This is a genomic window from Microbacterium sp. Leaf351, from assembly GCF_001423825.1.
Taxonomy (GTDB): domain Bacteria; phylum Actinomycetota; class Actinomycetes; order Actinomycetales; family Microbacteriaceae; genus Microbacterium; species Microbacterium ginsengisoli.
Map to the genome: position 1 here is coordinate 59,887 of NZ_LMPK01000018.1, position 9,440 is coordinate 69,326.

Annotated in this window: 9 protein-coding genes and 1 pseudogene; 3 read left to right on the forward strand and 7 right to left on the reverse strand. The window is 68.4% G+C overall.

Annotated features, from left to right (window positions below; genetic code table 11):
- The 7 genes and pseudogenes from ASG00_RS17575 to sdhC form a co-directional block, all read right to left on the reverse strand.
- A pseudogene (locus ASG00_RS17575) lies at nucleotides 1–179 on the reverse strand (endonuclease/exonuclease/phosphatase family protein); the annotation flags it as partial.
- Nucleotides 180–255: 76 nt separating this feature from the next.
- Entirely contained in the window at nucleotides 256–1,467 is a 1,212-nt protein-coding gene (locus tag ASG00_RS07095; protein ID WP_235557362.1) for a YihY/virulence factor BrkB family protein, read from the reverse strand.
- A 9-nt stretch (nucleotides 1,468–1,476) separates the two neighbouring features.
- Nucleotides 1,477–2,670 carry an MFS transporter gene (locus ASG00_RS07100; RefSeq protein ID WP_235557363.1) on the reverse strand — a complete coding sequence of 398 codons (1,194 nt, stop codon included), beginning with the start codon at nucleotides 2,668–2,670 and terminating at the stop codon, nucleotides 1,477–1,479.
- A gap of 10 nt (nucleotides 2,671–2,680) precedes the next feature.
- Nucleotides 2,681–3,460, reverse strand: a complete 780-nt coding sequence (locus ASG00_RS07105; RefSeq protein ID WP_056207928.1) for a succinate dehydrogenase iron-sulfur subunit — start codon at nucleotides 3,458–3,460, stop codon at nucleotides 2,681–2,683.
- On the reverse strand, nucleotides 3,460–5,295 hold the full coding sequence (gene sdhA, locus ASG00_RS07110) for a succinate dehydrogenase flavoprotein subunit (RefSeq protein ID WP_045248230.1): 1,836 nt from the start codon (nucleotides 5,293–5,295) through the stop codon (nucleotides 3,460–3,462). Before sdhA ends, ASG00_RS07105 begins: the two co-directional genes overlap by 1 nt.
- Before the next feature lie 18 nt (nucleotides 5,296–5,313).
- Nucleotides 5,314–5,760, reverse strand: a complete 447-nt coding sequence (gene sdhD / locus ASG00_RS07115) for a succinate dehydrogenase, hydrophobic membrane anchor protein (RefSeq protein ID WP_045248231.1) — start codon at nucleotides 5,758–5,760, stop codon at nucleotides 5,314–5,316.
- Nucleotides 5,760–6,194, reverse strand: a complete 435-nt coding sequence (gene sdhC, locus ASG00_RS07120; RefSeq protein WP_235557364.1) for a succinate dehydrogenase, cytochrome b556 subunit — start codon at nucleotides 6,192–6,194, stop codon at nucleotides 5,760–5,762. Before sdhC ends, sdhD begins: the two co-directional genes overlap by 1 nt.
- A 185-nt stretch (nucleotides 6,195–6,379) precedes the next feature.
- Here sdhC and ASG00_RS07125 point away from each other — a divergent pair, with 185 nt between their 5' ends.
- The 3 genes from ASG00_RS07125 to ASG00_RS17580 all read left to right on the forward strand — a co-directional run.
- Nucleotides 6,380–7,495, forward strand: a complete 1,116-nt coding sequence (locus tag ASG00_RS07125) for a mannose-1-phosphate guanylyltransferase (RefSeq protein ID WP_056208014.1) — start codon at nucleotides 6,380–6,382, stop codon at nucleotides 7,493–7,495.
- A gap of 179 nt (nucleotides 7,496–7,674) precedes the next feature.
- A complete protein-coding gene (locus tag ASG00_RS07130; protein WP_056207933.1) occupies nucleotides 7,675–8,787 on the forward strand; it encodes a BMP family lipoprotein in 1,113 nt (370 codons plus the stop codon).
- A gap of 87 nt (nucleotides 8,788–8,874) precedes the next feature.
- The coding region (locus ASG00_RS17580; RefSeq protein WP_235559416.1) for an ATP-binding cassette domain-containing protein at nucleotides 8,875–9,440 on the forward strand (566 nt) is incomplete at its 3' end.

Below are 9,440 nucleotides of genomic sequence, written 5' to 3' on the forward strand. Positions count from 1 at the left end.
ATGCGCGATGCGGCCGCAGGGATGCGGGACAGTACCGCGACCCCCGATCGCCCCTTGCTGAGCGACTCGTCATGCACGATGTGCCACCCGGGCAGCAGCTCGGTGATGTGCGTCGTTTCGGCGCGCACCTCTTGCAGCGTGAGGATGTCGACGCCGGCACCGTCGAGCCAGCCGGTCATGCCGTTGCGCACGGCCGCCCGGATGCCGTTGACGTTGACACTGGCGATGCGGACGGAGCGGGGCACGGGCTCCACCCTAGCGGCGGCCTCCGACGTCCTCGCCGTCCTCGGCCTCGAGCTGCTCCACCTCGAGTTCGGCCTGTGCGACCCGGCGGCGTGCGGCACGACTGCGCCACCAGGGAGCCTCGGTCTGCTCCTGGCGTGCGCGCCGCAGGTCGACCCGTGCGACGACCAGCCGAGCCTCACGCTCGATCGCGCGTCGCTCGGCGTCGGAGGTCGGCACGATCGCGACGTGGCGGTCGGCGGCGGCGACAGCGATCCACGCCGAGGCCACGAGGATGACCACGCCGACCACCCGGAACAGGAGCAGGAATCCGATGAAGGCCGTGAACGTCGCGAGCAGCGGATTGCGCGGGGCGTAGAGCAGCAGCAGCCCGGCGCCGAGCTGCACGATCGCGAGCGCAGCGCCGCCCATGAGCGACCCCGGCAGAATGCGTCGCCATCGCAGCGCGGCGCCGATCAGGAACCGGTAGAGGGCCGCGAGGGCGGCCGAGTTGATGACGAAGGCGACGAGCAGAGACGCGCCGCGCACGCTCACGCTCGACCAGAACGAATCACCGTCCAGCCCGAGCAGCGACCACACGAGATCGATCGCCCAGGTCGTGAACGAACCGACCACGGCGCCGAGCAGGAGCGCGACGCCGAACACCAGCGCCGCGAGGAAGTCGCGTGCCTTCAGCAGCACGTACGACCTCGAGTCGTAGGGCAGGCCGAAGATGTCGCGCACCGCGCGGCGCGCGTAGGTCACGAAACCGATCGCGGTCCAGATGACGACGATCGCGGCCACGGCGCCGGTCACACCCAGCAGGCCGCGCCCGCCGCTCGCGACATCCTGCACCTGGTCGGTGCTGACCAGACTCGACTCGCCGCCGATGAGACCGGGGATGTACCGGTTGATGAGGTCGATGAGACCCTGCACGGCCTGGGGAGAGCCGCCGAGCCACAGACCCACGGCGGCGAACGCGAGGTAGAGCACCGCGAAGATCGCGAACAGCGACTGATAGCTCATTCCGGCGGCGAGCAGCAGGCCGTTGCGCTGCAGGAAGAGCCGCCACACCCGCACGGGGAACCACCCGAGCGTGCGCCGTGTGACCCGCGTCGCCTGGGCGATCGGCTCGTCGAGACGCTCCCGCACGACCCGCTGCGCGTCCTGCAGGCGGGCGCGCACACGCTCGGCGAGCTCGCGCTCCTCGTCGGCCGGGTCGGTCCGACCCCGGTCGGTGGTCACGGACCCAGACTAGCCAGCGTCAGCCGCGGTGACGGATGCCGCGGGCCGCCGCAGTCGTCGGAGCACCGGCAGCACGGCGGCGAGGGCCACCGCGGGCAGCAGAAATCCGAGCGCCAGCCCGAAGACGTCGCCGAGGAACCCGACCAGCACGGCGCCAGCGATCGCGCCGGCGTAGTTGAAGAGGTTGACCCGCGCGATGATCTCGTCGCTGCGCGCGGGATCGAGCTCGCCGGTCGCGCCGAACGTGATCGGCACGAGGGCGCCGACCGCCACACCGGCCAGGGCGAAGCCCGCGATCGCGGCACCTCCCGCCGGGATGAGCGAGACGACGAGGCATCCGATAACCGACACGATGAGCGCGGCGGCTGCCACCGTGGCGCGAGGGAGCGTGCCGAGCAGGCGGTCGGTCACGAGGCGGGTCACCAGGATCACCACCTGGTACAGCGCGTAGCCGAGCGGGGCGACCGCAAGTGTCGTGCCGAGGTTGTCCGTGAGGAGGATCGAGCTCCAGGTGCTCACCGCCGAGTCGACGGTGAACGCGGCCAGGATGATGAATCCGAGCGCCCAGATCGCGCGGTGCGGGAGCGCGGTGCGCTCCGCGGCGACAGCGGTCTCGGGCGCCGCCTCGCGGGCGAAGAAGCGCAGCCCCGCGAGGGCGACGAGCAGCGCGATCGCCGCCGCCACGACGAGCGCGACACCAGCGGTCGTCGGGGTCAGCGAGAAGGCCGACACCAGCAGGGCGCCGACGATCGCGGCGGCCGTGTACGCGGCGAAGAACCCGCCGAGCAGGGATCGGCCGTACGCGCGCTGCACCACGACGCCCTGCATCGCCGACGCCGCGTCGACGCATCCGAGACCCACGCCGTAGACGACGAAGGCCGCCACGAACACCGGGAACGGCACGGGCAGCGCCGCCGCCGGAAGCGCTATCGCCTGCAGCACGAACCCCGTCGAGAGCGCCACGCGCGCGCCCAACCGTGTCGCGAGGGCTCCGGCGAGCACCGATCCGCCGGCGGCGGCGACGCACACCCCCAGGATGATCAGATTCACGACCGTGTCGTCGATCTGCTGCCGGTTCTTCAACGTCGGCAACGACGTGACGACCACCGCGTAGCCGAGACCCTGCGTCGCGTAGGCGGCGGTCACCGCCACGCGGGAGGCGCGCGGCATCCGCTCACTGCCGGGGGAAGGAGCGAGCGGCACCGCCATCACCTCACGGCTTGCCGCGCAGAACCGCCTGCTTGACCTCGGCGATCGCCTGCGTCACCTGGATGCCGCGGGGGCACGCCTCGGTGCAGTTGAAGGTCGTGCGGCAGCGCCACACGCCCTCCTTGTCGTTGAGGATGTCGAGACGCACGTCGCCCGCGTCGTCGCGCGAGTCGAAGATGAAGCGGTGCGCGTTGACGATCGCCGCCGGTCCGAAGTACTGGCCGTCGGTCCAGAACACCGGGCACGACGAGGTGCACGCGGCGCACAGGATGCACTTGGTCGTGTCGTCGAAGCGCTCGCGGTCGACGATCGACTGCACGCGCTCCTTGCCCTTCTCGGGGAGCGAGTTGGAGATGAGGAACGGCTGCACCTCGCGGTAGGAGGCGAAGAACGGCTCCATGTCGACGATGAGGTCCTTCTCCAGCGGCAGGCCCTTGATCGCCTCGACGTAGATCGGCTTCGAGATGTCGAGGTCCTTGATCAGGGTCTTGCAGGCGAGGCGGTTGCGGCCGTTGATGCGCATCGCGTCCGAACCGCAGATGCCGTGGGCGCACGAGCGGCGGAAGCTCAGCGAGCCGTCGACCTCCCACTTGATCTTGTGCAGCGCGTCGAGGACGCGGTCGGTCGAGTAGACCTCGACGTCGTAGTCCACCCAGCGCGGCTCTTCGTCGACCTCAGGATTGAATCGACGCACGATGAAGGTGACCAGGAACGCCTGGATGCCGGTGTCGTCCGCCTCTTCGAGGTTCGCGACGGCGTCGGGATCGACGAGAGCGGTGGACATCAGTACTTCCTCTCCAGCGGGGGATAACGCAACTCGCCGGCCTCGTTCTTCGTGAAGACGACCGGCTTCCAGCCGAGCGCGATGTGGTCCTCCGGGCTCGACGAGTGCGGGTCGCCCGAGAGGTAGGCCATCGTGTGCTGCATGTAGTTCTCGTCGTCGCGCTTCGGGAAGTCGTCGCGCATGTGACCGCCGCGGCTCTCCTTGCGGTTCTTCGCGGTGACGACGACGACCTCGGCGATGTCGAGGAGGAATCCGAGCTCGACGGCCTCGAGCAGGTCGGTGTTGTACCGCTTGCCCTTGTCGTCGACGTGCACGTTCTTGAAGCGCTCGCGCAGCTCCTCGATGACCTCCAGCACCTCGCCGAGCGACTCGTCGGTGCGGAACACCTGCGCCTTGCGGTCCATCTCGTCCTGCAGCGTCTTGCGCAGCACCGCGATGCGCTCGGTGCCCTCGTTCGTGCGCAGGCCCTCGATGAGCTCGCGCACCTCCTTCGCGGGGTCCTCGGGGAGGGCGACGAAATCGGCGGTCTTGACGTACTCGACGGCATTGCGGCCGGCGCGCTTGCCGAACACGTTGATGTCGAGCAGCGAGTTGGTGCCGAGGCGGTTCGAGCCGTGCACCGACACGCACGCGCACTCGCCGGCGGCGTAGAGGCCCGGCACGACGGTCGTGTTGTCGCTGAGCACCTCGGCGTTGTTGTTCGTCGGGATGCCGCCCATCGCGTAGTGCGCGGTCGGCATCACGGGAACGGGCTCGACCACCGGGTCGACACCCAGGTAGGTGCGGGCGAACTCGGTGATGTCGGGGAGCTTCGTCTCGAGCACCTCGGCGCCGAGGTGGGTGCAGTCCAGCAGCACGTAGTCGCGGTGAGGACCGGCGCCGCGGCCCTCCGCGACCTCCTGCACCATGCAGCGGCTCACGATGTCGCGCGGCGCGAGGTCCTTGATCGTGGGGGCGTAGCGCTCCATGAAGCGCTCACCCGACACGTTGCGCAGGATGGCGCCCTCGCCGCGAGCGCCCTCGGTGAGGAGGATGCCGAGGCCGGCGAGGCCGGTCGGGTGGAACTGGAAGAACTCCATGTCCTCCAGCGGCAGGCCCTTGCGCCAGATGATGCCGACGCCGTCGCCCGTGAGGGTGTGGGCGTTGGAGGTGGTCTTGAAGATCTTGCCGAAGCCGCCGGTCGCGAAGATCACGGCCTTCGACTGGAACACGTGCAGGTCGCCCGTGGCGAGCTCGTAGGCGACCACGCCCGCGACCTTCGTCGAGCCGTCCGCATCCTTCACCGTCACGAGGTCGAGCACGTAGAACTCGTTGAAGAAGTTGATGCCGAGCTTCACGCAGTTCTGGAACAGCGTCTGCAGGATCATGTGACCCGTGCGGTCGGCCGCGTAGCAGGCGCGGCGCACGGGGGTCTTGCCGTGGTCGGCGGTGTGGCCGCCGAACCGGCGCTGATCGATCTTGCCCTCGGGCGTGCGGTTGAACGGCAGGCCCATGTTCTCGAGGTCGATGACGGCGTCGATGGCCTCCTTCGCGAGGATCTCGGCCGCATCCTGGTCGACGAGGTAGTCGCCGCCCTTGACAGTGTCGAAGGTGTGCCACTCCCACGAGTCCTCTTCGACGTTGGCGAGCGCCGCCGCCATGCCGCCCTGCGCCGCACCCGTGTGGGAGCGCGTCGGGTAGAGCTTCGAGATGACCGCCGTGCGGGCGCCCGGACCGGCCTCGATCGCCGCGCGCATGCCGGCGCCACCGGCGCCCACGATGACGATGTCGAACTGGTGGTAGTAGACCCCGTCCTTCAGGACGGGCGCGGTGTCGGAGGCGGTGTCAGTCGTCATGATCGCAATCGGTGAGGCTCAGGAAGCGCTGCAGAAGTCGGGGAGAAGGTTGGCGGCGGCGCCGGCCGGGCACGGGTCGAATGTGAAGACGACGAGCGTGCCGAGGAGGATGAGGAAGGCCGCGACGAGCCAGATCGCCCAGATGAGCGTGCGTCGCACGCCGTTGTGGGTGACGTAGTCGTTGGTCACTGTGCGCATGCCGTTGGCGCCGTGGATGAGGGCCAGCCACAGCATCAGCACGTCCCACCACTGCCAGAACGGCGAGGAGAGCTTCCCGCCGACGAACGCGAAGTCGATCTGGTGGATGCCTTCGCCCGTGAGGAGGTTCACGAACAGGTGGCCGAAGATGAGCACGATCAGCAGCACGCCCGAGACGCGCATGTAGATCCAGCCCCACTTCTCGAGGTTGAGGCCCGTGCGGCGCGGCGCGGTGTGCGGGGCGCGCGGGTCGGCGATGGCGGTCATCAGTGCCCCCCTCCCGTCGCCGAGAAGACGTTCATGAGGTGGATGGGCGCGAAGCCGAGCATCGTGATCAGCCAGATCACCAGCACGACCCACCACAGCTGACGCTGGTACTTGGCGCCCTTCGACCAGGCGTCGACCAGGATGATGCGCAGGCCGTTGAACGCGTGGTAGGTGATCGCGGCGACCAGGATCGTCTCGCCGACGCCCATGACCTGGTTCTTGTAGGTGCCGATCACCGCGTTGTACGCATCGGGGGAGACCCGGATGAGCGCGGTGTCGAGGATGTGCACCAGCAGGAAGAAGAAGATCGAGACGCCGGTGATCCGGTGCAGTACCCACGACCACATGCCCTCGTGTCCGCGGTACAGCGTTCCGCGCGGGACTTTCGATGTGGTTTCCGAGATCTGCGGCGTGACACGCGCTGGTGCAGACACGACGGTCCTCCCTGTTCGAACACGGTCGGGGCAGACGTTGCCCCCGGAGGCAGAGCCCCCTGGCGTCACTCGGGCGCTGGGTCTCATCCTATGCCGAGCATGTGCATCGGTTCGCGTTAGGCAGACCTAACTGTCTTGATATCGAGATAAACGGGAGCGTCATCCGACACCGCTACTCTGTGGCCATGACCGAGCCGATCCCCGACTTCTACGCCGTCATCCCCGCCGGAGGGGTGGGATCACGTCTCTGGCCGCTGTCGCGTGCCGACGCACCCAAGTTCCTCCACGACCTGACCGGGTCGGGGCACACCCTGCTCCGCGACACCTGGAACCGTCTCGAGCCGCTCGCCGGACACGACCGCATCGCCGTCGTCACCGGGCGTGCGCATCGCGCGGCGGTGGAGGCCGAGCTTCCCGGCGTGCTCGACCGCAACGTCATCCTCGAGTCGGAACCACGCGACTCGACCGCCGCCATCGGGCTCGCCGCCGCCATCCTCGTGCGTCGGGAGCCCGACGTCATCATCGGATCGTTCGCGGCCGACCACGTCATCAAGGTGCTCCCGGTGTTCACCTGGGCCGTGGAGCAGGCCGTCGCCGTCGCGCGCGAGGGATACGTGTGCACGATCGGCATCCAGCCGACCGAGCCGTCGGTCGGTTTCGGGTACATCCGCAAGGGTCAGATGCTGACCGTCGCCGGTGCTCCGGAGGCGGCACTGGTCGACGCGTTCGTCGAGAAGCCCGACGCGGAGACCGCGCGCGGCTACTTCGCCGATCGCGGCTACCTCTGGAACGCGGGCATGTTCATCTCCCGGGCTGACGTGCTCCTCGCCGAGATCGAGGCGAACGAGCCCGAGCTGCACGCCGGACTCATCGAGCTCGCGGAGGCGTGGGACGACCGTGATCGTCGAGGCCCCGCCGTCGACCGCGTCTGGCCGCGCCTGAAGAAGATCGCGATCGACTACGTGGTCGCCGAGCCCGCCGCCGCGAAGGGGCGACTCGCCGTCGTGCCCGGCCATTTCGACTGGGACGACGTGGGCGATTTCGCCAGCCTCGCCAAGCTCAACAGCAGCGGCCGCAAGAACGAGCTCGCGATTCTGGGGGAGAACGCCCGCATCCTCGCCGACGCGTCGAGCGGGATCGTCGTCTCGCAGACCTCTCGGGTCATCAGCGTCATCGGCGTGCAGGACATCGTGGTCGTCGACACCGAGGACGCGCTGCTGGTGACCACGAGCGAGCACGCGCAGAAGGTGAAGGGGATCGTCGACGCCCTCAAGCTCAGCGGTCAGGGCGACGTGCTCTGACCGAGCGGTCCGAGCGCGGCCCGATGGCGCGCATGAGCATTTCGCGGCGTTCTGTTAAGTGTTTGTAACCATTCCGTACCAGGTGTTGGCCAGGACAACAATTCGCCCGACGCGATAGGTAACTTCGACTCGTCCCGACTCCCCGCGACATCCGCGGGGTACCGATTATGGAGGAACGAGTGACCATCTCAACCACCAAGAAGATCGCCGGCGCAGCCACCGCCGCCGGGCTTCTCGTGGCTCTCGCCGGCTGCGGATCCGCGCCGACGGCCACCAGCACCACCACCGCTCCCGCTGTCGCGGGCTTCAAGCCGTGCATCGTCTCCGACGCGGGCGGCTGGAACGACAAGTCGTTCAACGAGTACGCCAAGAAGGGTCTCGACGAGGCTGCCGCGACCCTGGGTGTCACCCCGGTCGAGGTGCAGTCGAGCTCCGCGAACGACTACGCGCCCAACCTCGAGAGCCTCGTCGCCGCGAACTGCACGCTGATCATCTCGGTCGGCTTCAACCTGGCCGCCGACACCGTGAAGTCCGCCCTCGCGAACCCGAACCTGCAGTACGCGATCGTCGACGACAGCGCCGACCTCAACAACGACGGCAAGACGGATGCCCCCAACATCAAGCCGCTGCTGTTCAACACGGTCGAGGCGGGCTACCTCGGGGGCTACGCCGCCGCCGCGTGGTCGGCGCAGGACGGCGTGAACAAGGTCGGCACCTTCGGCGGCATGCAGATCCCGCCGGTGACGATCTTCATGGACGGCTTCATCGACGGCGTGCAGAAGTACAACACCGACAAGGGCGCGAACGTCCAGACGTTCGGCTGGGACGTCGCCTCGCAGAAGGGCGTCTTCACCGGCGGCTTCGAGGCGAACGACACCGCGAAGCAGACCGCGAAGAGCATCCTCGACCAGGGTGTCGACGTGATCCTCCCCGTCGGCGGACCGATCTACCAGAGCGCCGCTCAGGCGATCAAGGAGTCGGGCAAGAACACCGTCATGCTCGGTGTCGACTCCGACCTCGCCGTCGCCGACCCCTCGGTCGCCTCGGTGCTGCTCACCTCGATCACCAAGCACGTCGACAACGCCGTGCGCGACACGGTGATCGCGGCGGCCGCGGGCAAGTACGACCCGACCCCGTACGTGGGCACGCTCGCCAACGGTGGTGTCGGTCTCGCCGACTTCCACGACTTCACGAGCAAGCTCCCGGCCGGTCTGACCGACGAGCTCGCGAAGCTCCAGAGCGAGATCATCGCCGGCACCCTCACGGTGACGTCGCCCAGCTCGCCCAAGTGATCTGATCACCCAGCTGCGGCCGGGGACGCGTCAGCGCCCCCGGCCGCAGTCCGTTGTCCACGACACCTCGATCGATAAGGTGCACATATGAAGCTCGAACTCCGTGGCATCACGAAGCGGTTCGGAGCACTCGTCGCCAACAACCACATCGACCTCACGGTCGAGGCGGGCGAGATCCACGCTCTCCTGGGGGAGAACGGCGCCGGCAAGTCCACGCTCATGAACGTGCTGTACGGCCTGTACCAGGCCGACGAGGGCGAGATCCTCCTCGACGACGAGGTGCAGCACTTCCGGGGTCCCGGCGACGCGATGCGCGCCGGTATCGGCATGGTGCACCAGCACTTCATGCTCATCCCCGTCTTCACGGTCGCCGAGAACGTCATGCTCGGCCATGAAGAGACCAAGGGTCTCGGCACACTCGACCTCGCGAAGGCGCGAGCGCGGGTGCGCGAGATCGCCGACCGGTTCGGGTTCGACGTCGATCCCGATGCCCGCGTCGAGGACCTCCCCGTCGGCGTGCAGCAGCGCGTCGAGATCATCAAGGCGCTCTCCCGCAACGCACGCGTGCTCGTGTTCGACGAGCCGACAGCTGTGCTCACCCCGCAGGAGACGGACGAGCTCATGGTGATCATGCGCCAGCTGCGCGACGAGGG